Annotated in this window: 27 protein-coding genes; 17 read left to right on the plus strand and 10 right to left on the minus strand. The window is 63.4% G+C overall.

What is annotated here, in order from left to right; all coding sequences use genetic code 11:
• Nucleotides 1-218 precede the first annotated feature (218 nt).
• From QMA15_RS29605 to QMA15_RS29615, 3 genes are read right to left on the minus strand one after another with little or no spacing between them, the layout of a single operon-like run.
• The gene (locus QMA15_RS29605; RefSeq protein ID WP_007731146.1) at nt 219-860 is read right to left on the minus strand and encodes a nucleoside triphosphate pyrophosphatase; all 642 of its coding nucleotides are present in this window, start codon (nt 858-860) and stop codon (nt 219-221) included.
• Nucleotides 861-875: 15 nt separating this feature from the next.
• On the minus strand, nt 876-1217 hold the full coding sequence (locus tag QMA15_RS29610) for an acyl-CoA carboxylase subunit epsilon (protein WP_019747751.1): 342 nt from the start codon (nt 1215-1217) through the stop codon (nt 876-878).
• Entirely contained in the window at nt 1214-2854 is a 1641-nt protein-coding gene (locus QMA15_RS29615; protein ID WP_003940853.1) for an acyl-CoA carboxylase subunit beta, read from the minus strand. The genes QMA15_RS29610 and QMA15_RS29615 overlap by 4 nt, the downstream gene beginning before the upstream one ends.
• 115 nt (nt 2855-2969) lie before the next feature.
• Between QMA15_RS29615 and QMA15_RS29620 the strand changes: the two genes are divergently transcribed.
• From QMA15_RS29620 to QMA15_RS29640, 5 genes are all read left to right on the plus strand, one after another.
• A complete protein-coding gene (locus QMA15_RS29620) occupies nt 2970-3824 on the plus strand; it encodes a biotin--[acetyl-CoA-carboxylase] ligase (RefSeq protein ID WP_020907080.1) in 855 nt (284 codons plus the stop codon).
• Nucleotides 3825-3942: 118 nt separating this feature from the next.
• Nucleotides 3943-4518 carry a DUF308 domain-containing protein gene (locus tag QMA15_RS29625; protein WP_020907081.1) on the plus strand — a complete coding sequence of 192 codons (576 nt, stop codon included), beginning with the start codon at nt 3943-3945 and terminating at the stop codon, nt 4516-4518.
• A gap of 62 nt (nt 4519-4580) precedes the next feature.
• Nucleotides 4581-5147 (plus strand): PH domain-containing protein, encoded by a 567-nt coding sequence (locus tag QMA15_RS29630; RefSeq protein WP_021343702.1) that lies wholly within the window; start codon nt 4581-4583, stop codon nt 5145-5147.
• 37 nt (nt 5148-5184) lie between these two features.
• Nucleotides 5185-5865, plus strand: a complete 681-nt coding sequence (locus QMA15_RS29635) for a response regulator transcription factor (protein ID WP_003940916.1) — start codon at nt 5185-5187, stop codon at nt 5863-5865.
• A 26-nt stretch (nt 5866-5891) separates the two neighbouring features.
• Nucleotides 5892-7214, plus strand: coding sequence for a HAMP domain-containing sensor histidine kinase (locus QMA15_RS29640; RefSeq protein ID WP_019747754.1), 1323 nt, complete (start codon nt 5892-5894; stop codon nt 7212-7214).
• Between the two features lie 26 nt (nt 7215-7240).
• On the opposite strand, the gene QMA15_RS29645 is transcribed toward QMA15_RS29640, so the two are convergent.
• Nucleotides 7241-7858 carry a GtrA family protein gene (locus tag QMA15_RS29645; RefSeq protein ID WP_021332550.1) on the minus strand — a complete coding sequence of 206 codons (618 nt, stop codon included), beginning with the start codon at nt 7856-7858 and terminating at the stop codon, nt 7241-7243.
• Between the two features lie 122 nt (nt 7859-7980).
• On the opposite strand from QMA15_RS29645, the gene QMA15_RS29650 reads away from it, so the two are divergent.
• The 7 genes from QMA15_RS29650 to QMA15_RS29680 all read left to right on the plus strand — a co-directional run bounded on the left by QMA15_RS29650 (nt 7981) and on the right by QMA15_RS29680 (nt 15460).
• On the plus strand, nt 7981-9249 hold the full coding sequence (locus QMA15_RS29650) for a 5-(carboxyamino)imidazole ribonucleotide synthase (protein WP_019747755.1): 1269 nt from the start codon (nt 7981-7983) through the stop codon (nt 9247-9249).
• On the plus strand, nt 9233-9745 hold the full coding sequence (gene purE / locus QMA15_RS29655) for a 5-(carboxyamino)imidazole ribonucleotide mutase (protein WP_019747756.1): 513 nt from the start codon (nt 9233-9235) through the stop codon (nt 9743-9745). The genes QMA15_RS29650 and purE overlap by 17 nt, the downstream gene beginning before the upstream one ends.
• Nucleotides 9746-9752: 7 nt before the next feature.
• On the plus strand, nt 9753-10130 hold the full coding sequence (locus QMA15_RS29660) for a hypothetical protein (protein WP_020907086.1): 378 nt from the start codon (nt 9753-9755) through the stop codon (nt 10128-10130).
• Between the two features lie 35 nt (nt 10131-10165).
• A complete protein-coding gene (locus QMA15_RS29665) occupies nt 10166-11353 on the plus strand; it encodes a sensor histidine kinase (RefSeq protein WP_019747758.1) in 1188 nt (395 codons plus the stop codon).
• Nucleotides 11354-11388: 35 nt separating this feature from the next.
• Nucleotides 11389-12081, plus strand: a complete 693-nt coding sequence (locus tag QMA15_RS29670) for a response regulator transcription factor (protein ID WP_019747759.1) — start codon at nt 11389-11391, stop codon at nt 12079-12081.
• Nucleotides 12082-12215: 134 nt separating this feature from the next.
• The gene (locus QMA15_RS29675; RefSeq protein ID WP_019747760.1) at nt 12216-13013 is read left to right on the plus strand and encodes an ABC transporter ATP-binding protein; all 798 of its coding nucleotides are present in this window, start codon (nt 12216-12218) and stop codon (nt 13011-13013) included.
• A complete protein-coding gene (locus QMA15_RS29680) occupies nt 13010-15460 on the plus strand; it encodes an ABC transporter permease (RefSeq protein ID WP_279163753.1) in 2451 nt (816 codons plus the stop codon). Before QMA15_RS29675 ends, QMA15_RS29680 begins: the two co-directional genes overlap by 4 nt.
• Before the next feature lie 3 nt (nt 15461-15463).
• Here the strand turns inward: QMA15_RS29680 and QMA15_RS29685 are convergent, their stop codons facing one another.
• The gene (locus QMA15_RS29685) at nt 15464-16177 is read right to left on the minus strand and encodes a TIGR03089 family protein (protein WP_019747762.1); all 714 of its coding nucleotides are present in this window, start codon (nt 16175-16177) and stop codon (nt 15464-15466) included.
• A 53-nt stretch (nt 16178-16230) separates the two neighbouring features.
• Nucleotides 16231-17715 (minus strand): LCP family protein, encoded by a 1485-nt coding sequence (locus tag QMA15_RS29690; RefSeq protein WP_037120275.1) that lies wholly within the window; start codon nt 17713-17715, stop codon nt 16231-16233.
• A gap of 114 nt (nt 17716-17829) precedes the next feature.
• Between QMA15_RS29690 and rfbD the strand changes: the two genes are divergently transcribed.
• The 4 genes from rfbD to QMA15_RS29710 are packed head-to-tail and all read left to right on the plus strand — an operon-like array spanning nt 17830 to nt 21509.
• Nucleotides 17830-18669 carry a dTDP-4-dehydrorhamnose reductase gene (gene rfbD / locus QMA15_RS29695; protein WP_020907092.1) on the plus strand — a complete coding sequence of 280 codons (840 nt, stop codon included), beginning with the start codon at nt 17830-17832 and terminating at the stop codon, nt 18667-18669.
• A gap of 43 nt (nt 18670-18712) precedes the next feature.
• Nucleotides 18713-19627, plus strand: a complete 915-nt coding sequence (locus QMA15_RS29700) for a glycosyltransferase family 2 protein (protein WP_019747765.1) — start codon at nt 18713-18715, stop codon at nt 19625-19627.
• On the plus strand, nt 19624-20706 hold the full coding sequence (locus QMA15_RS29705; RefSeq protein ID WP_019747766.1) for an NDP-sugar synthase: 1083 nt from the start codon (nt 19624-19626) through the stop codon (nt 20704-20706). Before QMA15_RS29700 ends, QMA15_RS29705 begins: the two co-directional genes overlap by 4 nt.
• A gap of 32 nt (nt 20707-20738) precedes the next feature.
• The gene (locus QMA15_RS29710; RefSeq protein ID WP_021343710.1) at nt 20739-21509 is read left to right on the plus strand and encodes an SGNH/GDSL hydrolase family protein; all 771 of its coding nucleotides are present in this window, start codon (nt 20739-20741) and stop codon (nt 21507-21509) included.
• Here the strand turns inward: QMA15_RS29710 and QMA15_RS29715 are convergent.
• The 3 genes from QMA15_RS29715 to cofD are packed head-to-tail and all read right to left on the minus strand — an operon-like array spanning nt 21500 to nt 24438.
• Nucleotides 21500-22060 (minus strand): NUDIX domain-containing protein, encoded by a 561-nt coding sequence (locus tag QMA15_RS29715; protein WP_195791126.1) that lies wholly within the window; start codon nt 22058-22060, stop codon nt 21500-21502. The genes QMA15_RS29710 and QMA15_RS29715 overlap by 10 nt on opposite strands.
• Nucleotides 22061-22063: 3 nt before the next feature.
• Complete coding sequence (locus QMA15_RS29720) at nt 22064-23449, minus strand: coenzyme F420-0:L-glutamate ligase (RefSeq protein WP_021343712.1); 1386 nt, start codon at nt 23447-23449, stop codon at nt 22064-22066.
• Complete coding sequence (cofD, locus tag QMA15_RS29725) at nt 23446-24438, minus strand: 2-phospho-L-lactate transferase (RefSeq protein WP_003940958.1); 993 nt, start codon at nt 24436-24438, stop codon at nt 23446-23448. The genes QMA15_RS29720 and cofD overlap by 4 nt, the downstream gene beginning before the upstream one ends.
• 380 nt (nt 24439-24818) lie before the next feature.
• Between cofD and QMA15_RS29730 the strand changes: the two genes are divergently transcribed.
• On the plus strand, nt 24819-25097 hold the full coding sequence (locus tag QMA15_RS29730; RefSeq protein WP_020907098.1) for a WhiB family transcriptional regulator: 279 nt from the start codon (nt 24819-24821) through the stop codon (nt 25095-25097).
• A 195-nt stretch (nt 25098-25292) separates the two neighbouring features.
• On the opposite strand, the gene QMA15_RS29735 is transcribed toward QMA15_RS29730, so the two are convergent.
• Nucleotides 25293-25781, minus strand: a complete 489-nt coding sequence (locus tag QMA15_RS29735; RefSeq protein WP_003940797.1) for a metallopeptidase family protein — start codon at nt 25779-25781, stop codon at nt 25293-25295.
• Nucleotides 25782-25795 lie beyond the last annotated feature (14 nt).

Raw genomic sequence — 25795 nt, forward strand, 5'->3', positions numbered from 1 at the left:
GCATCGGGGTCGACAACAAACCCTGGTTCATCCCACCGCCCTCGATCGACCCCGGCCAGCACCCGCGGCCGGCGAACACCACATTCAAAACCTGAGGGGGCAAACCTCTTCGGCGACAACAAAACGACCAGCTTCGCACCGGCATTAACCCGATGCGAGGCTGGTCAGTGGTGCTTGGAGAAAACGTGCGTGGAGAAAACGTGCTTGGAGAAATCGTGTCAGAAGATGCTCTGCGTGCGCCAGAGATCCGAGACGGAAACCCCGACACGCTCGAGAAGTGTTCGTACCAAAGGTAATCCGATACCGATGACACTCGAGGGATCACCCTCGATCCTCTCCACGAACCAGCCGCCGAGACTGTCGAGCGTGAATGCTCCGGCGACTTGGAGCGGTTCGCCCGTTGCCAGGTATGCCTCGAGATCTTCGGTGGACGGTTGCGCGAAATGAACCACTGTTGCGCTGTGATCCGAGGCCATGCGAACGATGCGGCCGTCGGCGACGCGCAGGACACAGTGCCCGGTCAAGAGAGTGGCGCTGCGTCCGGCCATTGCGGCCCATCGCTTTCGGGCGATGTCTACGCTGCCCGGCTTGCCTTGAAGTTGCCCGTCGATCAGGAGCATCGAATCGCACCCGACAACGACTACGTCGGTGAGATTGTCGGCGGCGAGGCCGGGAACGATCTCGGCGGCCTTGGCTTCCGCCAGCACCGTCACGACTTTTTCGGGAGCGGCGTCGGGGCCGAGGTTGTCGGCAATCTTGTCCTCGTCGACGCCGGAGACACGCACAAGCGGCGAAACCCCGGCCGCCCGCAGAACTGCGAGGCGAGCCGGGGACGCTGAAGCTAGAACCAGTTGAGTCACGTCAGCAAGTGATCGTCAGCTGCGACGGATCGCGGGGTTCAGGTACGCGTACGGCGAGAACGGCGCACGCGTGCGGTGGAACTGAGTCGGATCGCCCCAGGTCTCCGCGGGAACATTCGACTCGGGAGCCTGACCGCTGCCGGCAGCCGCGGCAAGCACGCTTACCAGTGCCGCGATCTCGACGTCGGTGGGCGAACCCTTGACGATCTTGATGACCGACGCGTCGGAGGTCGACGTCTCGGTCAGCTCCGTGAGCGAAGCGTCCGTCGCGCTTCCCTCGACGACCGCACCGTTGGTCGGTGCAGTCTCCGCCAGTGCGACATCTTCGCTGAGAATGTCCTCGGTGGTTGCGGTCATAGGGGAATGTTCCCATGCTTCTTGGGCGGAAGGGAAACGGCCTTGCGCTCGAGCAGTCGCAACGCGGAAACGATTTGTCCGCGGGTGTGCGACGGAGGAATGACAGCGTCGACGTATCCGCGCTCAGCGGCGACGTACGGGTTGACGAGGGTGTCCTCGTACTCGTTCTGCAGCTTGAGGCGCAATGCATCGACGTCTTCGCCGTTCTTCGCGGCTTCGAGAAGCTGCTTGCGGTAGACGAATCCGACAGCTCCGGATGCACCCATGACGGCGATCTGAGCGGTCGGCCATGCCAGGTTCACGTCGGCGCCCATGTGCTTGGAGCCCATGACGTCGTACGCTCCGCCGTAAGCCTTGCGGGTGATGACCGTGATCTTGCCGACCGTTGCTTCGCCGTACGCGTAGAGGAGCTTCGCGCCGCGACGGATGATGCCGTTGTATTCCTGCTCGGTTCCGGGGAGGAAACCGGGAACGTCGACGAGGGTGATGATCGGGACGTTGAACGCGTCGCAGGTACGCACGAAGCGTGCGGCCTTCTCCGAGGCGTCGATGTCGAGGCAGCCCGCGAACTGGGTGGGCTGGTTGGCGACGATGCCGACCGAGCGGCCGTCGACGCGACCGAAACCGACGATGATGTTCATCGCGCGCTCGGCCTGGACCTCGAGGAACTCGTCGTCGTCGAGGATGCGACGGATGACCTCATGCATGTCGTACGGCTGGTTGGCCGAATCCGGGATGAGGGTGTCGAGTTCGATGTCCTCAGCGGTCAGGCTGTCTTCGATCGAACCGACGATCGGGTCGGTGATCTCGCCGCGGGGAGCTGCTGCCTGGTTGTTGGACGGCAGGTAGCTGAGCAGGTCCTTGACGTAGTCGAGGGCATCCTGCTCGCCGGAAGCGACGTAGTGGGCGACTCCGGACTTGACCATGTGGGTGCGAGCACCACCGAGGTCTTCCATCGTGACGTCTTCGCCGGTGACTGTCTTGATGACGTCGGGGCCGGTGACGAACATCTGGGAAGTCTCGTCGACCATCACGACGAAGTCGGTCAGTGCGGGGGAGTAGACGTGGCCGCCGGCGGCGGGTCCCATGATCAGTGAGATCTGGGGGATGACACCCGAGGCCTGGACGTTGCGGTGGAAGATCTCGCCGTAGAGGCCGAGCGAGACGACGCCTTCCTGAATGCGCGCGCCTGCACCTTCGTTGATGCCGACGAGGGGGCGACCGGTGCGGATCGCGAGGTCCATGACCTTGACGATCTTCTCACCGTAGATTTCGCCGAGCGATCCGCCGAAAACGGTGGCGTCCTGTGAGAAGACACAGACGTCGCGGCCGTCGATGGTGCCGTAACCGGTGACGACGCCGTCGCCGACCGGGCGGTTGTCAGCGAGACCGAAGTTCACACTTCGGTGCCGTGCCAGTGCGTCGAGTTCGACGAAGGAGCCCTCGTCGAGGAGGGCGGTAATGCGCTCGCGGGCGGTCAGCTTGCCTTTGGCGTGCACCTTGTCGATGGCGGCTTCGCCGCTCGGTGCCTGCGCCTGGGCTTGGCGATTCCGCAGGTCCGCGAGCTTTCCCGCGGTCGTGTGGATATCGGGTGCGGCCGCCGCCTCCGGCGCGTTCGGCTCTTGGACAGTGGTCATGGACGTGAGCTTAACGAGAGTGCGTGGGGGGCTTCGAAGGCAGGTCCGATTGTCGCCGTCTTGCAGGCTCAAGCTACTGACCAGTACATTCTCGCTGTCGTCATAGGCTGGGGCTATGTGGACCGACTTGAACCGACCGCCCCTCGACGGCAATGCCCTACGACGCGCACTCGTGCGCAGTGACAACGACGACGCGCGCGTTTTCTGGAACCGCCTCGACGTTGTCGAGGAGACCGGTTCGACGAACGCGGATCTCCTTGCGCGAGCGGCAGATCCGGATGCCGACCGTCACGTTCTGATCGCCGAGTATCAGGCGAGTGCCCGCGGCCGTCATTCGCGCACTTGGGTGAGTCCGCCGCAAGCGCAGATCTCGATGTCGGTTCTGCTGTCGATGCCCGGAATGAATCTCACGGACATGGGTTGGCTCCCGCTACTGTCGGGAATCGCGGTCGTCGACGCGCTGCGGAACGTGGCCGAAGTGCCCGCAGAACTCAAGTGGCCGAACGACGTTCTCATCGGTGACAAGAAGGTCGCCGGAATTCTGGCCGAGGTGGCAAGGACAGCGCCCGATCCCGCGGTGGTGGTGGGCATCGGGTTGAACGTGAGCCTGGGTGTCGAGGAGCTGCCCGTCCCGACCGCTACATCACTCCTCATCGAAGAAGCATCGACTGTCGACCGCGACACCCTCGTTCGAGCAATTGCCCGTGAGTTGGCGACGCAATTCCGTGCTTGGGAATCATCGAAATGGGATACATCTGTGTTGGCTGCCGAATACCGGCAGCGTTGCGGGACGCTGGGCAAACGAGTCCGCGCGGTCTTGCCGGGCGACAAGGAGGTGTTCGGTATCGCGACCGACATCGACACTTCCGGCCGCGTCGTCATCGAAATCGAGGGAACAGATGGGGAGACCTTTGCGGTCGCTGCGGGTGATATCACGCACCTTCGGGCCGCCCCGGTAGCCGAATCGTGAGCCTTGCCGGATTTTCTGGCACCAAAGTGCTAATTTTTGGCCCTGGCCGGTTTTCGAACCAACCGTCCGTCCTTCATTGCATTTAACTGCGGGATTTACTGAGCTGCCTAGGGGCGTCATGACCACACCGATCGTTGTTCCGACCGAAGCCGAGACGGCCGAGAGCGCTCGCCGCGTACTCACCGGTGTGACGGTGCTGCTCGGTGTCCTCACATTAGGCCTGGGTATCGCGGTACTCGCATGGCCGGATGCCACCCTTTTCGTGGTCGCGGTGGTCATTGCGATTCAGTTGTTCGGATTCGGAATCGTCCAGATCATCCGTTCGTTCGCGGACGTGACGGCTTCGGGTGGAACTCGGACGCTTGTCGCGATCTCCGGCGCGTTGGCAGTGCTCCTCGGATTCCTGGTTCTCCGTAGCCCTTTGCAGACGGTGGTTGTGATCGCATTGGTGATCGGTGCCTGGTGGGTATTCCGTGGCGTTCTCGATCTGGTCGACGCGGCGTCCGGGCACACCGTCGATCGCGGTCTGTCGATCGTGCTCGGAGTCATCAGCATCGTCGCGGGTGCAATCGTCCTTCTGCAGCCCGAACTCTCGCTCGACGTCTTCCGCATCGTGGTCGGCGTGTGGATGGTGCTTTACGGCATCATCATCGTCGTGACCCCGTTGGTGCTGCGAAAGATCGCGCAGCCCTGAACGTGGGTGTGCCTGAAAGTCGGTGTGCCTGAAAGTCGGTGCGGGATGGCAGACTTCCCGTCATGGGATATCCCGAAGACGCCCTCGCTCAGGACGAGGAACTGATACTGCATCGCCATCCTCATTGGAAGATGTTGGTGCTTCCGGCGCTGACGTTCGTGCTTGCGACGGCCGTCGCCGGGTTCTTGTTGGGCCTCGCACAGACGAGATTGGACGGCACGGCTCGCACCGTGTCGTCCATCGCCATCGGAATCATCTGGCTCGGTGTCGTGGCCTGGCGGTCGGTTGCGCCGTTCACGGTCTGGAAGTTCACGCATTTCATCGTCACCGATCGGCGAGTGCTCATCCGCCACGGAGTGCTCACGCATACCGGTATCGACATCCCCATGGGGCGGATCAGCAATGTTCAGTTCCGCCACGGCTTGATCGATCGAATGCTCAAGACCGGAACTCTGGTCATCGCCTCTGCCAGTGACGATCCGCTCGAGTTCGACGACATTCCTGACGTCGAGCACGTTCACGCCCTGCTGTATCACCAGGTTTTCGATTCCATGCAGCAGCCACCATCGCAGCCACCGCAGCGGCCGGCGGGTGAAAACGACGACCCGAACGATCGAAATGGCTGGTAATCAATGTGCAAAGGCGTGTTGTCCGTAGTCTGTTCGTGTGACTGCCGTATTGCTAGCCGAAGACGACGAGGCCATTGCCGCACCCCTCTCCCGCGCACTGGGGCGTGAAGGGTATTCGGTGACGGTCGAACCGACCGGACCCGCTGCGTTGCAGCAGGCGCTCGAAGGTGATTTCGATCTGTTGATTCTCGATCTCGGCCTTCCGGGCATGGACGGACTCGAAGTCTGTCGACAGATTCGTGCGCATCGCACCTCGCTCGCCGTGCTGATGTTGACCGCCAGGACCGACGAAGTCGACTTCGTGGTCGGGTTGGACGCCGGCGCCGACGACTACGTCAGCAAGCCGTTTCGCCTCGCCGAGTTGATGGCACGTGTGCGAGCACTCCTGCGTCGCCACGGTGGCCGCGAGGACACGATCGTCGAGGTCGGTGGCATCAGGCTCGAGCCCGCGGCACGACGCGTACTCGTCAACGGCTCCGAAATCGCCTTGGCCAACAAGGAATACGAACTTCTGCGGGTCCTCCTCGAACATGCCGGGGAAGTAGTATCGCGCGATACGATCCTTCGTGAGGTGTGGGGCGACGTCGAGCTTCGTGGATCGAAGACGCTCGACATGCACATGTCGTGGCTGCGCCGCAAGATCGGTGACGAGGGCCCCGCTGTGGAACGCAGAATTGCCACCGTCCGCGGTGTCGGTTTCCGAATCAACACCGACTAACTTCTCGAGAATCAGGAACTGCCGGCATGCGGCGTCGCATATTGCAGTCGATTCTCGCTGTCGTGATCATGACGGCGTTGCTGCTGGGAGTTCCGCTGATCTACACGGCGTGGCTCTGGGTGGAGGACGTGACGCGAAGTGATCTCCGGGTGCGCCTCGACCGGATGGCCGCTGAGGTCATCGCGCAAGAGGGGACGAACGGGCTCGTCGAAGGTGCGTTGAACACCGATTCGCTCAAGGTTCTCACCCCGAACGACGGGCGCCTCGTCGTCGTGTATCCGACCGTCGTCGACGGCGCTGCACGCGTCGACGTCGGTGAGGCGACGGTCAAGAACGCACTCGTCGAATCGCTCGCGATGGGAACGTCCGGCTCGTTGCGTCTCGAGGTGCCGTCGGAGAACTTGCGCACCCAGCAGAAGCAAGCGGTGATGGCCGTCGGTGTGCTCGTGCTTCTGTCCATCACGGCAGGCACCGTGGTCGCTGTGGTCACTGCACGTCGGCTTGCCGATCCGCTGCAGGATGTGGCCGACCGGGCGGCGCGCCTTGCCGAAGGTGACTTCCGGCCGGATCCTCGTCGGCACGACATCCCCGAACTCGACCGCGTGTCCGACGTCCTCGATGCGGCAACTGTGGAGATTTCGGTGCGGCTGCAACGAGAACGCGCGCTGGTCGCGGATGTCTCGCATCAACTGCGCAGTCGACTGACTGCAGTGCGGCTGCGCCTGGACGAGTTGTCCGTTCACGAAGATCCTGACGTCGTGAACGAGGCCGAGGAAGCCATGGCGCAAGTGGACAGGCTCACCGACGGAATCGACGACCTGATTCGCTCGTCGCGCACCAGTGGGTCATCGGCGAGTCTGGTGTCGGTAGTCGGCGAGCTGGAACAGGTGACCCGCGACTGGCAGGCTCAGTTCGACGGAGAGGGACGCAGGCTCCGCCTACGCGGCGATCGCGCGGTGATGGCCGCGACCACAGGTTCGCGTCTGCGTGAAGCTGTTTCCGTTCTGGTCGACAATTCGTTCGAACACGGTGAAGGTACGTGCACGGTGTCTGTCCGATTGATCGACGGTACCGGTCGCAGTTCGTCTCGTCGTGACTCGATGGTGTGCGTCGAGGTCACCGACGAAGGCTCCGGCGTGGAGAACGATCTTGCACCGCACATCTTCGACAGAGGATTTTCGGGGGCCGGGTCCACCGGCGTCGGATTGGCGCTCGCACGTGCACTGATCGAAGCCGACGGGGGCCGACTGGAACTGCAGAGGCGTAAGCCTGCCTTGTTCGCGGTCTTCCTGCCGGTGGCCAACACTGCGCCGACCGCGGACGTCGTTCCGCACCGCGAACCGCGCTGACCGAAAGGCTCGCGCAGACGGAAAACTCAGGAGTGCCCGAGCTCCTCTTCGGCATCAGGAATGACCGGGTCAGGCGCCGTGGTTTCGGATAACGCCGTGGTTTCGGATAACGCTGTGGTTTCGGACAATCCTGTGGTGTCGGACAGTTCGAGCGGTTCCGGATTCTCGTCGGGAAACACGAACTTGCGGAAGGCCCAGAATCGGAACGCCATCTGCAGCAGGTTGCCGATGACATATGCACTGATGAAGTCGGCGATGTTCTCCGTCGCCAAGCTGACTTCGGGTACGCGCAGGTTGAAGACGTAGCTGGAGATGTAGAGCGGGATGAAGCTGATGACGACGCCGATGGCGCTGATGATGAAGAACAGAGCAGCTTCGTGCGCTGGTTCACGGCCACCACGGTTCTTGAACGACCACTCGCGGTTGAGAATGTACGACGCGATCACCGCGACGACGCCGGCGATGATCTTGGCCGTGATCGGCTTGGATTCGAGGATCGACAGCTTGAGTGTGTAGAAGATGCCCGAGTCGATCAGGAAGGTAGTTCCGCCGACGATCGCGAATTTGATCAGCTCGCTGTGACGCAGAGCGATGTCACGAAACGGTTGGGGTATGCGGGCAATGACCCCGTCGACAAATGGCACAACAGATGAGTTTACGAAACGAAACCGCGTTACCACCAATTTGCCGCGGATTCATCAGCAGAATCACAGATTGGGAACGCTGAATGAACGGGCGAACGCGGCACATGACAACATAGAGAGCCGTGACCGGCAACAACGATCCCGCGCAGATCCCCGCCCGCCCGACCACCCCTCGACCGGCAAAAGCATCCATGCCCGTCGTCACCATGATCGGTGGCGGACAGTTGGCCAGGATGACTCACCAGGCGGCGGTGGCCCTGGGCCAGACGCTCCGAGTGCTCTCCGGAACTGCGGACGAGCCGGCAGCTCAGGTCAGCCCCGATGTCGTGCTCGGTAGCCACACCGACCTCGACGCTCTTCGCCGCGCAGCGGTCGGTTCCAACGCGTTGACGTTCGACCACGAGCACGTGCCGACCGAACATCTCGAGGTTCTTGTTGCCGAAGGCGTGAACGTTCAGCCTCCGCCGCAGGCTCTGATCTTCGCTCAGGACAAATTGCTGATGCGTCGCAAACTTGCCGAACTGGGCGCACCTGTACCCGCGTACGCCGAAGTGACGTGGGCGGAAGACGTCGTGCGTTTCGGTGCCGAACACGGTTGGCCGCTTGTCATCAAGGCAACCCGCGGAGGCTACGACGGCCGGGGCGTCTGGATCACCGATGATCAGGACGAAGCAGAAGCCATTGTCACCGAGCAGCTGGACAAGGGTGTTCCGCTGATCGTCGAGGAAATGGTCTCGATGCGTCGGGAACTGTCTGCCATGGTTGCGCGGTCGCCGTTCGGACAGGGCGCTACGTGGCCGGTCGTAGAGACCGTTCAGCGCAACGGCCAGTGCGCCGTCGTGATCGCACCTGCCCCCGCCCTTTCGAGTGCCGTTGCCGAGGAAGCCGAACAATTGGCGCTACGCATCGCTTCCGAGTTGGGTGTCGTCGGCTCGATGGCCGTCGAACTCTTCGAGACGACTGACGGCACTCTCGTGGTCAACGAGCTGGCAATGCGCCCGCACAACTCCGGTCACTGGACGATGGACGGCGCACGCACCTCTCAGTTCGAACAGCATCTGCGTGCCGTTCTCGACTACCCGCTCGGCGACACCTCGCCGATCGCGCCGGTCACGGTGATGGCAAACGTTCTGGGTGCGCCGGAAGCGCCCGAGATGACGATGGACGAGCGTGTCCATCACCTCTTCGCGCGGATGCCCGATGCGAAGATCCACCTGTACGGCAAGGGTGAGCGCAAGGATCGCAAGATCGGCCACGTCAACATCGTCGGCGGCGCCGGATCCATCGACGATCCGAATTACGTTGCCGCAGTTCGGGAACGCGCCGAGCGCGCAGCACATTGGCTTTCGTATGCAGTTTGGACCGACGGATGGGATGTACACGGTGAGTGAGAGCGCGCAGGTCGGCCTGATCATGGGCAGCGATTCGGATTGGCCGACCATGGAAGCTGCAGCCGAAGCTCTGGCCGAGTTCGGTATCCGGTTCGAGGTCGGTGTCGTCTCGGCGCATCGCACGCCTCAGCGGATGCTCGACTACGCCAAGGAAGCCGCGGGCCGCGGAATCAAGGTCATCATCGCCGGTGCCGGTGGCGCCGCGCATCTTCCGGGCATGGTTGCCTCGGCTACACCGTTGCCGGTCATCGGTGTTCCGGTGCCGCTCAAGTACCTCGACGGTATGGATTCACTCCTCTCGATCGTGCAGATGCCGGCCGGCGTCCCGGTGGCGACGGTCTCGATCGGCGGCGCTCGCAACGCCGGTCTGTTGGCTGCTCGGATCCTCGGCGCTTCGGATCCCGCACTGCAGCAGCGGATGGTGGCTTTCCAGGAGAGCCTCGAGGCGATGGTGCTCGACAAGGACAAGGCGCTCCGCGAGAAACTGCTGGGCTGATCTTCTCGTGTGTGCACGGCGCGGACTGCCGCTGATCCGAGCGAGTCGGGGCAGCGCGCAGTCCGCATTCGTCACTCGCGTCGCGCTGTTCTACGCCGGGATTCTCGGCGCGGACATCCGCTTCGACGACGAGTCCGGGATCTTTGTCGCTTCCGGGCTGCGCGGCGGGTTCGCCAGAGGCGGAACAACTCTCGGTGGTGTGTACCTCACCCGGCGAAACACGACTCGATCCGTCCTTCGCCACGAGGCAGTTCACGCGGACCAATGGGCCAGGTACGGAATCGTATTCGGGCTGCTGTACCTGCGTGAGGAGTTGCGTCATCGCGGTCCGCGGAACCGGTTCGAAATCGAGGCCGGTCTCGAAGACGGCGGTTACCGCACCTGAGTGAAAGCTCGTGAGTAAAAGCTACTCTTGGCGGCATGGCTCGTTTTCCGACTAGTGAACGCTTCGTCCGCTGGAGCGCGGAACATGCTCGCGGTGTGGACATCTGCATTGCGACGGTTGCCGCACTGTTCAGCGTTGTCGTTGCGGTCGAGGCGAGTCCGCTGGCGGTGTTCGTCTCGCTGGGTATGACCGTTCCGTTGGCATGGCGACGCTCGCGCCCCGAACTCTCCGGCATGGTGATCGCAGGGTTCGCAGTTCTACACGTGATCTTCATCGGCAACACACTGCTCGCATCGGCCGTTGTCGTGCCCATCTCCCTGTACGCGCTGGCCGCCTATGGCGCTCGGTGGAGTTCGCTCACCGGCCTGGTGCTCGCGTTGCTCGGCTCGATTGCCGGAACTGTTCGATACTTCGGCTACGACGGAATCCCGGTGTCTTCGCAGGTCATGCAGTCCGTGGCCGTCATGATCTTCATGCTCGCGGTCTGGGCGTTCGGTGATTTGCGTCGAGTTCGCACCAAACAATTGGAAGGTCTGACCGAGCGCGCACGGTTGCTCGAACTCGAGCGTGCGCAGGAAGCGGAAATCGCGACGATCAGCGAACGCTCGAGGATTGCGCGCGAGATGCACGACATCGTCGCGCATTCGTTGACCGTTGTCATCGCTCAGGCCGACGGCGGACGCTACAGCGCGGCCAAGGATCCTCAGGCTGCAATCCAGGCGCTCGAAACCATTGCCTCCACCGGTCGCCAAGCGTTGACCGACATGCGATCGCTTCTGTCCGTCCTGCGTGAGGACACGCCCCGGGATTTCTCGGTGATCCCGGGCGCCGGTGATATCGACAGTCTCTTCCACGAGTTACGCAGCAGCGGACTCGACATCGCCGTCAGTGTGACCGGTGAACCACGCGAACTCTCTGCGGGTGCGGGGTTGACGGCGTATCGCATCGTCCAGGAATCGCTGACGAACGTTCTCAAACATGCGGGGCCAGGAGCACAGGCGAGCGTCGAGATGACGTGGGCTGAAACCGAACTCGTTCTCGGCATCACCGACGACGGACGAGGCGGCAGCGCCGCGCTGGTCGAATCGTCACCAGGCGGGCAGGGCCTGATCGGAATGGCCGAGCGAGCCAAGCTGCACGGAGGCAAAGTAACCGCCGGGCCGAAATCAGGCGGCGGATACAGTGTCCGGGCCGTCCTGCCGTATGAACGAACGTCTGGGTAGGTCTTGAAACGTCTGAAGGTCTTAAGGTGAGTGGCATGGACGAACACGTGGCTCCGATCGCAGTGGCACTGATCGACGATCAGCAGCTGGTCCGCGCAGGTTTTCGAATGGTCATCGACTCGCAGCCGGATTTGTCCGTGGTGGTCGAGGCTTCGGACGGTCAGCAGGCATTGACCGAGTTGGCGGCCCGACATGTCGACGTCGTCCTGATGGATGTCCAGATGCCGAAGATGGACGGCATCGAGGCGACCCGTCGGCTCCTGGCCGACCCCGATGCGCCGAAGGTCGTGGTGCTCACCACCTTCGACAACGACGAGTACGTGATGTCGGCAATCAGGGCGGGCGCCAGCGGCTTCCTGCTCAAGGACGTGCCACCGGAACAGTTGCTCGACGCCATCCGCACCGTGCATCGCGGGGACGCGGTGATCGAAGCTCGGGCCACTCGGCGACTGCTTCAGCACGTCGGACCTCTCCTGGAAGGTTCGGCGCCCGAATCGCAGTTGCCCGAAGAGCTGACACCGCGCGAGGTCGAGGTGCTCGAGGCCATGGCGTACGGGCTGTCGAATTCGGAGATCGCCGCAAAATTCCACGTCTCCGAAACGACAGTGAAAACCCATGTCGGACGGGTTCTTTCGAAGACTCATTCACGTGATCGTGTGCAGGCCGTCGTCTTTGCCTTCCAGATAGGACTTGTCCGGCGCGCAGATCTCCTCGGCACCGAGGGCTGACGCGCAGCCCTGTTCAGTCCTACCCCGGGATGACACCGGGCTCTCCAAGATCGCCCCGCGCTCCGACGCGGAGACCACTTGCGCTGCAATAACGTCGATTCCGTCATAGCGAGAAGCTTTACGGAGGGCAAAAAATGCATGCGCACACCACGACGGAACCAGCCGCAGTGCCGGCGATCACTGCCCGCGGTGTCACCAAGGTGTACGGCACCGGTGAGACCACGGTTCACGCGCTCGGCGGGGTCGACGTGGACTTCGGTCGTGAGCGGTTCACCGCGATCATGGGCCCGTCCGGCTCCGGAAAGTCGACGCTCATGCACTGTCTGGCCGGGCTCGACACGGTTTCGGGCGGACAGGTTTTCCTGGGCGACACCGAAGTCACGAAACTCGGTGACACGGAACTCACCGAACTTCGACGCGAGCGAATCGGATTCGTCTTCCAAGCGTTCAACCTGCTGCCGGTGCTCACTGCTCGGGAGAACATGCTGCTGCCGATGAAGCTGGCGGGTAGTGAACCCTCGCCCGAGTGGATGGACGAGGTGATCGGGAAACTGGGCCTGTCGAAGCGCCTCGACCACCTGCCGCACGAGTTGTCCGGTGGTCAGCAGCAGCGTGTAGCTGTCGCCCGCGCACTCCTGCCGCAGCCCGACGTGATCTTTGCCGACGAACCCACCGGAAACCTGGATTCCCGTTCCGGGACAGAGGTTCTGGGACTCTTGCGCACCAGCGTCCGGGAGACCGGTCAGACGGTCGTCATGGTGACACACGATCCGGTGGCGGCCTCGTATGCGGACCGAGTCGTGTTGATCGCGGACGGGCGCATCGCCGGAGAGATCGACCATCCCACCGTCGACTCGGTGATCGGTGCCATGCGAGCACTCGGTGCCGACGACCTGGCTGATGTTCCTGCAGTTTCGGGTGCACTGCGATGAGGGGTCTGGCTTTTGCCCAGGCGCGGGCACATGCCGGGCGCTATGTGGCTTCGATACTCGCCGTGGTGATCGCAGTCGGATACATCGTCGCGACTTTGACATTGAGCTCGACGGTCGATGCGAGTGTGAGTAAATCACTTGCGACGCAATACGAAACCACGGATGTCGTCGCCTCCGGTCCAGGCGTGACGGAAGAACTGCTGAGTGCGGTGCCGGGCGTCTCGGCAGTCGCCGACGACGTGTCGACGTATGTTCGTGTCGACTCCGAGGCAAAGGGCGCGTCCTACGGGGATGCTCTCTCGATCGCCGACAATCCCGAATTGCGTTGGGAGAACTTGTCGGAGGGTTCGCTTCCGGCCGGTCTGGGGCAGGTGTTGGTGAGCGCGGACTCCGGGATACCGACGGGTGCCCGAATCACTGTCACGGCAAGGGATTCGACGGTCGGTGCCGCTGCGCCCACCGCGCAGGTGGTCGGACTGGTCGATCTCTCCGGTTCGGCGCAACGACTGGGCGGGATCAAGATATTCACCACCGCCGAGCAGGTGAGCGCCTGGGCCGGGGACAGCGCCAAACGTGAGTTCCGTGTCGCCGGTGACGGTTCGCGCTCTCAGCAACAACTCGTGGATTCGATCGCGAGCGCGTTGCCCGCGGACTCCACCGTGTTGACAGGAGAAGAAGCCACCGACAACGCGGCAGCTGAATACATGGGCGGCACCAAGATCCTCAGCACGGTGTTGCTCGCCTTCGGTGCCATCGCCGTTGTTGTTGCCGCGCTGGTGATCGCCAATACGTTTGCCGTTCTGCTCGCCGCGCGCACTCAGGAACTCGCGTTGCTGCGATGCGTCGGCGCCACAGCCAAACAGGTTCGCCGGAGCATTCGCAGCGAAGCCGCTGCGGTCGGCGTGATCGCCTCGATGATCGGCGTCGGACTCGGTGTCGGACTTGCCTGGGCGATCGGTCGCGTAGCAACGGCCGCAGATGTGCCGGTTCCTCTTTCGTCACTGAGCGTCACCCCGGTGACCGTGCTGGTCGGTCTTGCCGTCGGCATCGTGATGACGATGCTCGCTGCATCTGCGCCCGGGCGGGCGGCAACGAGGCTCTCCCCGCTCGCGGCACTGCAGCCGATGGAGTCCAAGCCCGAGAGCGTTCAGGTATCGGTCGTGCGCCGGGTTCTGGGCGTCGTGATACTGCTCGCGGGCATCGCGATGACCGTCCTGGGAGTGACGAATCAGCAGGTGCCGGCGGCGACTGCCGGTGGACTCTTTTCGTTCCTGGGGATCGCAGCACTGTCCGGGCGAATCGTGCCCGCGCTGATCAATGCCGCCGGCGGAGTGCTGGCGAGACTGATCGGTCCGGTGGGAAGCCTGGCAGCAGGCAACGCCGGTCGGAACCCACGCCGGACCTCGGCGACAGCCACGGCCCTGTTGATCGGGGTGGCCTTGACGAGCACGCTCGTCGTGGGAATCGCGACGGTCAAGGAAGCCGCACCCGCGGCGATGGGCAGTCAATTCCCCGTCGACGTCATGGTGAGCAGTTCCGGTTCGGCACCGCTTCCCGCAGGGTTGGGCACAGACATCGCCGCGGTCAACGGCGTCGGCGCGGTGAGCGGTCTGGACAAGGCCGAACTGACGATCGACGGGCGCGGTTCGTTGACCGGGTTCGGTGTCGACGCTGCTCGGTTGAAAGATGTTCTGCGTACCGAGATCTCGGTACCCGCGGCCGGTCAGTTGGTGCTCTCGCCCGCTGACCTGACCGAATACAAACTCTCGGCGGGTGAGACGGCGACGGTGCGCGGAGATCGTGGAGCAGTCAACGTCAGCGTGATCGAAGGTGTGAAAGGTCAACCAGCGCTGTTGGATCGAGGCGATCTGGGTGCAGCGGCCACCACGCCGACCACCGATTCCTACTGGGTCAGGTTGGGGACGGACACCGACGAAGAGGCGCTCGCTGCCACCGACCGCATCACCGAACTGGCACGCCAGGAAGCTCCGGGCAGCGATGTTCAAGGAATGACCGAAATGCGCTCGGCTCTCGATTCGATCCTCGACACCATGCTCATGGTGGTTGCCGGGTTGCTGTCGGTAGCGGTGTTGATCGCTCTGATCGGGGTGGGAAACACCATGGCACTGTCGGTTCTCGAACGGCGCCGCGAATCCGGACTGCTTCGCGCACTCGGACTGACCAAGAAGGGAATTCGAGCCATGTTGATCTGGGAAGCACTGCTGGTGGCAGGAGTCGCATCGGTGATCGGAGTGCTGTTCGGGATGGTGTTCGGTGTAGCCGGTACCGCATCAGTGTTCGGGATCGAGGACGTCGCCCTCAGCGCAGTGCCGTGGGCGCAATTGGTAGCCATCGTGTTGATCGGCGGAATCTGCGGTGTGATCGCGTCACTGCTCCCCGCTAGGCGGGCGGGGCTGGTGTCACCGGTGACAGCTCTCGCGAGCTAGCGTTCAGAACTGTTTCGTGACCTTTTCGGTGCCCACTCGGCGCGCGGTAGCTTCCGCGTCCGGGTGGGCTACCTGCACGAGTGAGGCGCCCGCGGCGAGAACGGCCAGAAGCCCGTCGATCAATTCGTCTGCCGTGTCCCACGTGCGACTGGAGAGGACACGATCCGTCGACGCCAATTCGACGTTCTTCGACGATGCCCGTGCGGCGTCGATCGTGTCCGCTACGGACCGGCCTTCCAGCGCCGAACCGGCTCCGGCGCTACGGAACTGGTCGCCGTGGACACGAATGGAGGTTGCGTAGTCGGCGACGCCGAGCGGAAGATCGCTCAAACCTTTGCCGAACGCGTCGAGTGAGAGTGCGGCTACTTCCGGTACGTCCGCAACATCGTCCAGGCGGTCGGCAGTGACAAAAGCCAGTTCGGCGTCGGCGTCGGGGGAGAGGACGACCTCACCGCCTGCCCACCACACACCCAGCAAGACGGCGACGCTCTGCCAGTGCGCGGGAAGCAGCACGGCAACTTTGCCACCGGGCTCGAGGGCGAACTCGTCCCGAACCATGTTCGCTGTCTTTGCCGCCCAGTTGGCCAGAGTGCTCGCAGACAATTCGATGCGCTCGCCGGTGGCGTCGTCGTAGTAGGTCACGCGAGGGCCGGCCGGGTCGGCAGCCAGGATCGGTCCGAGGAGGGCGTCGGTCAGGTTGTCTACAGGCGAAGGCACGTAATCAGCTTACGCAGCCGTCCAGTTCACACCGCTTTCAGTTCACACAGTTTTCAGTTGACACAGCGCGGGCCGTTGGAGGCTGCGTCGATCGGCGGACCGGGAGGGGCAGGGGTGGGACTGGTCTCGGTGGTGCTCGCCGATTCAGTCGTGCTTGTCGCGCCTTCGGACGGGGATACCGCGTCCGCGGATTGCGGTCCGTTGTAGTCCTCGGCAATGACAACCCGAACCTTGCCCGAGGACAATGACGAATCCGCCTTGACCGTCAGACCGCCGAGTGCCTCGGCCACCGCGAGTGCAGCGTCGTCGTCCGCGGACTTTGCGAACACCGTCGATTCGGAGACGTCGGAGCCGGTGTTGTTGCCGACCTGACCCTGCTTGTACCCGAGGGCACTCAACGCCTCGGAAACCCCGCTGGCCAACCCCGCGATGTCGCTGGCGTTAGCGACGTCGACCGTGATCGAGGACGCATTCACGGTGGTCGGTGCCTCGGAGGTCTCCTCCGAGTCCTCGCTGTCGGCGCCGACCAATCCGGCGATGTACTTCTTGACGGCCTTGGGATCGACCTTGACGATGGACTCGCCGTAATCGGTCATGCCGTTGATGTCGAGAACGGGAATGGTCTCGAATTGCACCTTTCCGCCGGCCAGATTCTGCAACTGCTTGGCGAATTCGATGATGTCCCAGTCGTCGTCGATGACGACGGAGCGCTGAACGGCCGAGGTCAACTGACTGAGCTTGCCCGGGTCGCTGAGGGTTTTTGCGCTGAGCACCTTACTGACGAGGGACGCCATGAACACCTGCTGGCGAACGATCCGGTCCAGGTCGCCGCGAGGAAGGTCGTGTCGTTGTCGCACGAAGCTCAGCGCGTCGGCGCCGTCGAGTGTCTGTTTCCCGGCTGCGAAGTTGGCTCCGGACATCGGTTCGTCGACTGGCGCGTTGAGACAGACGTCGACTCCGCCCACTGCGTTGGTCAGCAGGACGAATCCGAGTAGACCGACTTCGGCGTAGTGATCGACGGTGATGCCGGTCAGATTCCCTACCGCTCCGATGAGCGCGGTCCGGCCGGCTTCCGTCGACTTCTTGTCTGCGTCGCTGTCGGACGACCCGTTGTTGACCAACTTCAGTCGCTCGGTTTCCTTGGTGGCACCGAACGCGGCGTTGATCTTCGACATACCGATACCGGGGACGTTGACGTACGCGTCTCGGGGAATCGAGATCGCGGTTGCCGAACTTCCGTCGTTGGGGACGCGGATCAAGATGATGGTGTCGGTGTTGGACGCAACTTCCTCACCAGCGCGCAACGAGTCGAGCTCGCTCTGTGAGAGCGGGTTGCCGTGCGCGTCGGTGCGACTGTCGGTTCCCACCATCAGAATGTCGATGGCTCCGTCCTTGCCGCCGCCGAGGCCGAGTCCGCTTGCAGTGGCAAGGCTGTTTCTCAACGAGTCCACACCCCGCCATGCGAACCCGGTGACCAGCAGTACGAGCACGGAGAGCACCGCGACCGCTATGCGAGCCGGGCTCGTCTTGGTCCGAATCGGCGCAGGTCGTGGACGCGCGCGGCGCTGCGGTTGCTGGTGGGACACCCCTTCAGGTTACTGGTCCGATGCTCGGCCGCGGGTACCTCGACGCGGCGTGCCAGACTCAACCATGTGACGAATATCCTGCTCACCGGTGCCCGAGGGCAGCTCGGAACACGTATCGATGCTCTCGCAACGTCGGCGGGTCACACTGTGACGGCCGTCGGTTCCCGCGAGCTCGACATCACAGACAGCCGCGCGGTCGACGACTTCGTCTCGCCCGATTCGGTGCTGATCAACTGCGCTGCGTACACGGCAGTCGACGCCGCCGAGACCGACCAGGAGGCAGCGAGGGCGGTCAACGAGATCGGACCGCTGAATCTCGCGCGAGCGTGTGCGCGGGCCGGTTCGCGGTTGATCCACGTTTCGACGGACTACGTCTTTCCGGGTGACGCGAGCACTCCATACGACGTCGATGCACCGACCGGTCCCGCGACGGTCTACGGCCGAACCAAGCTGGACGGCGAGATCGCGGTACGAGAGTCGGGCGCCGACGTGGCCGTTGTCCGTACCGCGTGGGTGTATTCGGGTGTCGGTACGGATTTTGTCGCCACGATGCGCAGGCTCGAAGCCGAACGAGAATTCGTGAACGTCGTGGACGACCAGATCGGGTCACCCACGTACAGCGTCGATCTGGCCGGCGGCATCGTCGAACTCGCGCTGCGGGACTTCACGGGTGCGTCGACGTTCCACCTGACCAACGGCGGGCAAGCCAGTTGGTACGAGTTGGCGCGAGCGGTGTTCGAGGAGATCGGAGCAGACCCGGCGCGGGTGCGCCCGTGCAGCAGCGCGGACTTCGTGCGCCCTGCGCCCCGCCCGGCATATTCGGTTTTGTCCGAGCGCGCGTGGGTTACCGCGGGAATGACGCCGCTGCGTCCGTGGCGAGAGGCTCTGCACGCCGCTCTGGCGTGAGCATTGTTCGGGGCAGTGCCCGTGGGCGGCTAGGCTGACCGGCGTGAGTCCCAAGCTGGCCGTGGTAACGGTGACGTACTCCCCAGGCGAGCATCTCGAGAATTTCTTGAGCACGCTCGCCGCGGCGACGACAGAAAAACCCCAGGTCATCATGGCCGACAACGGGTCGACCGATGGTGCGCCGGAGGCGGCGGATGCCAAGTACGAGCATGTTCGTCTGCTTCGTACAGGGGGAAACATCGGCTACGGCGGAGCGATAAATCGGGCTGTGGCGGAGATCGATTCGTCGATCGAATTTGTCGTGATTTCCAATCCTGACGTCCAATGGGCACCCGGTTCACTCGACGAATTGGTCGCTGCGGCAAATCGGTGGCCAAGGGCCGGTGCACTGGGGCCGAAGGTCCTCGAACCGGACGGCAGCGTCTATCCGTCGGCACGAACGGTGCCCGACATCACCTCGGGCGTCGGGCACGCGTTGCTCGGCACCGTGTGGCCGAAGAACCCGTGGACTGCCCGTTACCGTCAGGAGAACGAGGCCGTCACCGAGCGCTCCGTCGGTTGGCTTTCCGGGTCGTGCCTGTTGGTCCGACGTGATGCCTTCGACGCCATCTCCGGGTTCGACTCGCGATACTTCATGTACATGGAGGACGTCGATTTCGGTGATCGCCTCGGAAAAGCCGGGTGGCTCAATGTCTTTGTTCCCTCCGCTGTCGTGACCCATGCCAAAGGCCATGCGGCAGGCCGGCATCCGGAACTGATGCTGCCCGCTCATCATCGCAGCGCATACCAGTTCCAGGCTGATCGTCATCCGCACTGGTGGCAGGCTCCGCTGCGACTTGCCTTGCGCGGTGGCCTGGCCGTGCGGTCCAAGATCGCCGTAGCTTCTGCTGTTCGCGAGCGCGCTCGCACCGACGACTCGACCGACAACCCATCAGTTTCGAACCACGGGGGAAAATGATGTCCGATCCGAATCCGACCGACGCCGTAATCCTGGTAGGCGGCAAGGGCACTCGGCTGCGTCCGTTGACGCTGTCGGCGCCCAAGCCGATGCTTCCGACCGCCGGCCTTCCGTTCCTGACGCATCTGCTTGCCAGGATCGAGGCTGCCGGTATCAAGCACGTGGTGCTCGGAACATCTTTCAAGGCAGAGGTATTCGAGGACTACTTCGGCGACGGCTCCAAGATGGGGCTCGAGATCGACTACGTCTTCGAGACCGAGCCGCTGGGCACCGGTGGCGGAATCCGCAACGTACTCCCGAAGTTGCGCGGCGACAACGTCATGGTGTTCAACGGTGACGTGCTCGGTGGCACCGACCTGAACGCCATTCTCGAGACCCACGAGAAGACGGACGCCGACGTGACCCTTCACCTGGTTCGTGTGGGAGACCCGCGTGCATTCGGTTGTGTTCCGACCGACGAGGACGGACGAGTCTCGGCATTCCTGGAGAAGACCCAGGATCCGCCGACGGATCAGATCAACGCCGGCTGCTACGTCTTCAAGCGCGAGATCATCGAACAGATCCCGGAGGGACGACCGGTATCGGTCGAGCGCGAGGTGTTCCCGAATCTCCTGGCCGAGGGCAAGCGGGTGTTCGGCCACGTCGACTCGTCGTACTGGCGCGACATGGGAACCCCCGAGGACTTCGTTCGCGGTTCCGCCGACCTGGTGCGGGGCATCGCGCCTTCGCCCGCTCTCGAAGGTCCGCGCGGCGAGTCGCTCGTTCACCCCGGGGCGGGAATTGCACCTGGCGCCGTCCTGATCGGCGGCACGGTTGTCGGCCGTGGCGCAGAAGTCGGCGCAGGTGCGCGCCTTGACGGTGCGATTCTCTTCGACGGCGCCGTTGTGGAAGCCGGTGCGGTAGTCGAACGATCGATCCTCGGATTCGGCGTCCGTATCGGACCACGAGCACTGGTCCGCGACGCCGTCATCGGAGACGGCGCGGACATCGGTGCGCGGTGCGAATTGTTGCGCGGCGCACGTGTGTGGCCGGGGGTGACGCTGCCGGACGGTGGCGTGCGCTTCAGCACAGATGTGTGATCGTTAGCTGACCTACTGGAATACTGGCGGGTATGACTTCTCTTCCGAGCCGTTACGTTGCCCTCGGTGACTCGTTCACCGAGGGCGTCGGCGACGCCGACGAACGATTCCCCAACGGTCTGCGCGGGTGGGCAGACCGAGTGGCCGAGCAGCTGGCGGTGAACAACCCCGAGTTCCGCTATGCCAACCTGGCGATTCGTGGTCGCTTACTCGGGCCGATCATCGACGAGCAGTTGGAACCCGCTCTGGCGTTGAAGCCCGATCTGGTGACCGTCTACGCCGGCGGAAACGACATGATGCGTCCGAAGCTCGACATCGACGCGATGGTCGCCCGCTACGATTCGGCAATCGGCCAGCTCACTGCTTCCGGTGCGCGGGTTCTCATGTTCACCGCGTACGACACCGGATGGTCCGCCTTCTTCGGCAAGCTCCGCGGACGCCTGGCGATTTACAACGAGCTCGTTCGCGAGGTAGCGGACCGCCACGGCGCGACCCTCGTCGACTTCTGGCGATTCTCCGAATATCAGGACCTACGGATGTGGGACTGGGATCGCCTCCACATGTCGCCCGCCGGGCACGAGAACATGGCGACGCGGGTGCTCGACGTACTGGGCGTCGACCACGGATTGATCGCGCCCGACCTCGGGCCTGCGCCGGTTCTCACGAAAGCGGAAACTCGTCGCGAGGATCGTCAATGGGCGCGAGAGTTCTTGGTGCCGTGGGTAGCTCGGCGCGTGAAGGGAACATCTTCGGGCGACGGCGTGAGCGCCAAGCAGCCCGAGCTGTCTCCGATTCAGTCCTGATTCTTGCGCTGACGGGCGAGCGCTACCAGGTGGTCGATGGTCTCGCGTTCGGCAGTCGGCGGTAGCGCGTCCACCGGCCACCACCGGAGGTCGGTGGACTCCGCGCTGCGGACGATATGTGAATTGTCCGGCGCCACAACAAGAAACCGTAGATCGAGATGTCTGGTCGGGACCCCGAGTGAGCACGTGATCGGATGTGTGTGGGCGGAGAGTAGGTCCGCGTCTATCCGAACGTCGTGAATTCCGGACTCCTCACGAGCCTCCCGCAATGCCGCATCGACTACCGTCTCGTCGTTGGGCTCGCAGTGACCTCCGAGCTGAATCCACCTGCCCACCTTGGGATGCAGGGTCAGTAAGACGTGGCAGCCACTCTCGTCGAGAACCAGAGACGACGCGGTGATGTGTCCCGGGGCATGGCGACGAAGGCAGCCGTCCGGAGCCGAATCGAGGAACGCGAGCATCGTGTGCCGCAGTGACTCGTCCGCTTCGGAGGACGTCGACCAGCCCTCCAGGACGTCCTTGGCGGAGGCGTGCAGCGATTCGGCTGACATGACCTACAGCTCCACCAACGCGTCCCCGGGGGCGGAGACCGTGCGCGGAGTCAGTGGTTCGAGGGGGTACCCGATTGCGACTGCGCCGAGTGGCTGCCAATCGGCCGGGAGATCGAGTTGTTCGCGTACGAGGTCGGCGGCGAAGATCGTCGATCCGATCCAGCAGCTTCCCACGCCGCGTGTGGCCAGCGAGACCAGCAGTCCCTGCACTGCCGCGCCGGCAGCGACGGTGAACATCGTGGACTCCGCCGCGGTACGTCGGGCATCCGGATAACTGTGTGCGCCGTCGGGCACGCAGAAGGGAATGACGACCTCGGGGGCATCGAACAGGATGTTTCCACGGGCAACCCGCGCGTCGACGGATTCGTCGCTACGACCGTCCGCCCGCAGATCGGCGGCCCACTTCTCACGCATCTTCTCGAGAAGCGACGTGCGGACCGACTCGGTCCGCAGCCACACGAATCGAACAGGCCTCGTGTGGTGGGGTGCTGGAGCAGTGAGTGCCTCGGCGATCGAGCTGCGAATGATCTCCGCGTCGACGGGATCACCCGCGAACTGCCGAACCGACCGACGCAACAGCAGCGCCTGGCCGCGGCCCATCGCCGTAGCCTCCTCGGTTCCCAGCCAGAACAGATCGTCCGGGCCGCGACGGATCAGATCCTGGCCACTCGAACCGTCGTCCTCGAATCGGAGTCCTCGCACGACGGCGACGGGAACGCCGCCGAGCTTGCCCTTGACCAGATCGCCCGCAGCGGCGATCTCGTCCGCGATCGCGATCTCGGTGACGATCAGATCGTTGCCCTGACTGTCCTGTGCCCCGAGGTAGCCGTGCAGGACCGGAATGCCGGAGGAACCGATCGCGGCATCGGTCTGCCCGTTGCGCCACGCACGACCCATCGTGTCGGTCACGACGACGGCGACGGACTTGCCCGTGCTCTCGAGAATTCGGGCACGCAGCCCCGCTGCGCTCGCATCGGGATCCACGGGGAGCAGGGCCAGTTCGGCACCGTCGACGTTGGAGCCGTCGATGCCCGATGCGGCCTGCACGATGCCGAGTTTGTTCTCGGTGATCAGAGTGCGGCCCTTGCGGGCCACGACGCGGACGGCTTCCTGATCCACCAGGAGGCGTCGTGCTGCGTCGCGCTCTTCCGGATCGGTCGGCGAGGAAACGATGCGACCCTCGACTTTTGAGAAGACCTTGCTCGTGACGACAACGACGTCGCCGTTCTCGAGCCACGGTGTCGCGTCGACGACAGCGGCGGCCAAGTCGTCTCCGGGTCGGAACTCGGGAAGGCCGAGCACGGGAATGACTTCGATTGCGGCGCCGGGGGAGTGATCCCCGGGGGAGTGATTTCTGTCGCGGCTTGCTTCGGTTCCGGGCTCGGTCACAGTTCGACTCCGGCGATTTCGAAAGCCGTTCGAACCATTTTTGCGGTCTCTTCGGGGGACGTCATCAAAAGTGGGATGCTTCGCACGTCCACCCCGTCGATGTCGGCCGTGTCACCTTCGTCGACGAGCCAGCCGTCGAGAATGCCGTTGATCGAGCGAGCTCCGTAGTGGCGACCGATCGCCTCGGAAGTCGTCTCGACCCCGATCACTTCGAGGCACTCGTCAGCCATGCCGCGCAACGGTTTTCCACCGATGACGGGGGAGAGGCCGACAACCTTGGCCGCGGTGGTCCGCAGGGCTCCGCGAATGCCGGGCACCGCGAGGATCGCGCCGACGCTCACGACGGGATTGGACGGTGCGATCAGCACGATGTCGGCACCGTCGATCGCCTCGACCACCCCTGGCGCGGGCTTGGCCTGCTCGGCGCCGACGTGAGCGAAGCTGTGAGTTTCCACCTGTGCTCGATGGCGTACCCACCACTCCTGGAAATGAATCGCCTTCTGTTCACCGTCTTCCGGATCGGTGATCACGACGTGTGTTTCGCTGCGGTCGTCGCTCACGGGAAGCAGTGCGACACCCGGATTCCAGCGATTGCACAACGCTTCGGTGATCGCGGACAACGGATATCCCGTGCGGAGCATCTGGCTGCGAATCAAATGCGTTGCGATATCGCGATCTCCGAGGCCGAACCAGTCCGGCTTCGCTCCGTATGCCGCGAGTTCTTCTTTCGCATTCCAGGTTTCGCCGGCGTGCCCCCACCCGCGTTCGGTGTCGATACCGCCGCCGAGTGTGTACATACAAGTGTCCAGATCGGGGCAGATGCGCAGACCGTGCATCCAGACGTCGTCTCCGACGTTGACGACGGCCGTGATGCGATGTGGGCCTTCGTATTTCTCGAGGGATTCACCACCGGCGATTCCGAGCGCATTTTGCACACCTTGAAGGAAACGGGCCCCGCCGACGCCGCCAACCAATACAGTCACGTTCACGACATCAGAGCCTAGGCGGTCGGCGCGTCGTCGTGTCTGGCGGGCAGAAGGTCCCGTCAATTGGGGGCCGGAATACTAATGGATTCATCTCGTTTAGCTTGACCGCGACACGCTGGACGTGTGTAATCTCAAATGTGTCATTCCAACCGCTACTTGTGAGTTCACTTGCAGCGGGGCCGGTTTCGAACACAGTTTCGAACGGTCGACGGGGTGGGGTTGAAGATGGAGTGAAAATTCTGCGCTATTACAGGTGAGGAGGCGGAACGATGCCCAATGAAAATGTCGAGATCAGTTCTCTCGCAATGACAGTAAGCGACGAACCGCAGACCGATTCCCGAGCAGGCGCAGCAGAAGGTGCCTGCAGCAGTGAGTTCGACGGTATGAGTACTCGGCCAGTGCTGAGTCTCGTCACCGGCTTCGAAGAATTGTTCGACACCATCGAGGATCAGTGGCAGGAGCGTGCTCTCTGCGCGCAGACCGATCCCGAAGCGTTCTTCCCTGAAAAGGGTGGATCGACGAGGGAAGCAAAACGGATCTGCCTCGGTTGTGAAGTTCGTGACGAGTGCCTCGAGTACGCGCTCGCGAACGACGAACGGTTCGGAATCTGGGGAGGGTTGTCCGAGCGCGAGCGTCGGCGACTCAAGCGGGGGATCATCTGATCTGCTGCTGAATCGGTTCTGTCAGCGTCGGGGCTGACGGGCGGTCTTCGAAAGTCTGACCTGCAACGGGGAATTGCAGGTCAAGCAACGACTGTTTTGTTCTTCGTGTGGATTTACTTCTTCGTGTGACATCAGTTTTTTCGTCTGACGGTGCGTCAGTCCTCGTCGGGCAGTATCAGTGCTCGTCCGGCATTATCAGTCCTCGTCGGGCAGTGTGGGGTCGATGACCTGTGGGTCGACGCCCAGATACGTGCCGACTTGATGGACCAACACGTCGTGCACCAGATCCGTGAGTTCTTCCGGATCCTTCGCGCGCTGCTCCAACGGGCGGCGAAACAGCACAATTCTTGCGCGAGTCGTATTTCCGTGACGGTCGATTCCGGCCGGAATCAGTCGTGACAGTGGAACCGGGCCGTCTGCGATGACCTCCGGCGGCCATGTGACGGACTCCGGATCGTGCGCGTGAATCTTCGGAACTTCGTCCACCGCGATGTCGAGTTTCGTCAACCGGTCGTGCCACGCGAGGTCGACGGGCGAGAAGGCGTCGAGCACCAGGAGATCGAACTTCTCGGCCCGGGTACGCCTGGCCGGCACCTCCGGGGGAAGTAGTGGTCCGCGCAGGCCACGGCCGTGTCGCTCGATGGAACGAGTGGTGACCGAGCGTCGGCGGCGGGCTTGTGGCATGGCGCCCAGATTAC

Source organism: Rhodococcus sp. APC 3903, from assembly GCF_030407755.1.
Lineage (GTDB): Bacteria > Actinomycetota > Actinomycetes > Mycobacteriales > Mycobacteriaceae > Rhodococcus_F > Rhodococcus_F erythropolis.

Bases quoted from the DNA above. Each gene is read 5' to 3' on its own strand.
- QMA15_RS29705 (WP_019747766.1), top strand. From the start codon at position 19,624: ATGATGTCCGATCCGAATCCGACCGACGCCGTAATCCTGGTAGGCGGC.
- QMA15_RS29735 (WP_003940797.1), bottom strand. From the start codon at position 25,781: ATGCCACAAGCCCGCCGCCGACGCTCGGTCACCACTCGTTCCATCGAG.
- QMA15_RS29680 (WP_279163753.1), top strand. From the start codon at position 13,010: ATGAGGGGTCTGGCTTTTGCCCAGGCGCGGGCACATGCCGGGCGCTAT.
- QMA15_RS29665 (WP_019747758.1), top strand. From the start codon at position 10,166: ATGGCTCGTTTTCCGACTAGTGAACGCTTCGTCCGCTGGAGCGCGGAA.
- QMA15_RS29615 (WP_003940853.1), bottom strand. From the start codon at position 2,854: ATGACCACTGTCCAAGAGCCGAACGCGCCGGAGGCGGCGGCCGCACCC.
- QMA15_RS29620 (WP_020907080.1), top strand. From the start codon at position 2,970: ATGTGGACCGACTTGAACCGACCGCCCCTCGACGGCAATGCCCTACGA.
- QMA15_RS29670 (WP_019747759.1), top strand. From the start codon at position 11,389: ATGGACGAACACGTGGCTCCGATCGCAGTGGCACTGATCGACGATCAG.
- QMA15_RS29675 (WP_019747760.1), top strand. From the start codon at position 12,216: ATGCATGCGCACACCACGACGGAACCAGCCGCAGTGCCGGCGATCACT.
- QMA15_RS29715 (WP_195791126.1), bottom strand. From the start codon at position 22,060: ATGTCAGCCGAATCGCTGCACGCCTCCGCCAAGGACGTCCTGGAGGGC.
- QMA15_RS29730 (WP_020907098.1), top strand. From the start codon at position 24,819: ATGAGTACTCGGCCAGTGCTGAGTCTCGTCACCGGCTTCGAAGAATTG.
- QMA15_RS29625 (WP_020907081.1), top strand. From the start codon at position 3,943: ATGACCACACCGATCGTTGTTCCGACCGAAGCCGAGACGGCCGAGAGC.
- QMA15_RS29640 (WP_019747754.1), top strand. From the start codon at position 5,892: ATGCGGCGTCGCATATTGCAGTCGATTCTCGCTGTCGTGATCATGACG.
- purE (WP_019747756.1), top strand. From the start codon at position 9,233: ATGTACACGGTGAGTGAGAGCGCGCAGGTCGGCCTGATCATGGGCAGC.
- QMA15_RS29610 (WP_019747751.1), bottom strand. From the start codon at position 1,217: ATGACCGCAACCACCGAGGACATTCTCAGCGAAGATGTCGCACTGGCG.
- QMA15_RS29630 (WP_021343702.1), top strand. From the start codon at position 4,581: ATGGGATATCCCGAAGACGCCCTCGCTCAGGACGAGGAACTGATACTG.
- QMA15_RS29710 (WP_021343710.1), top strand. From the start codon at position 20,739: ATGACTTCTCTTCCGAGCCGTTACGTTGCCCTCGGTGACTCGTTCACC.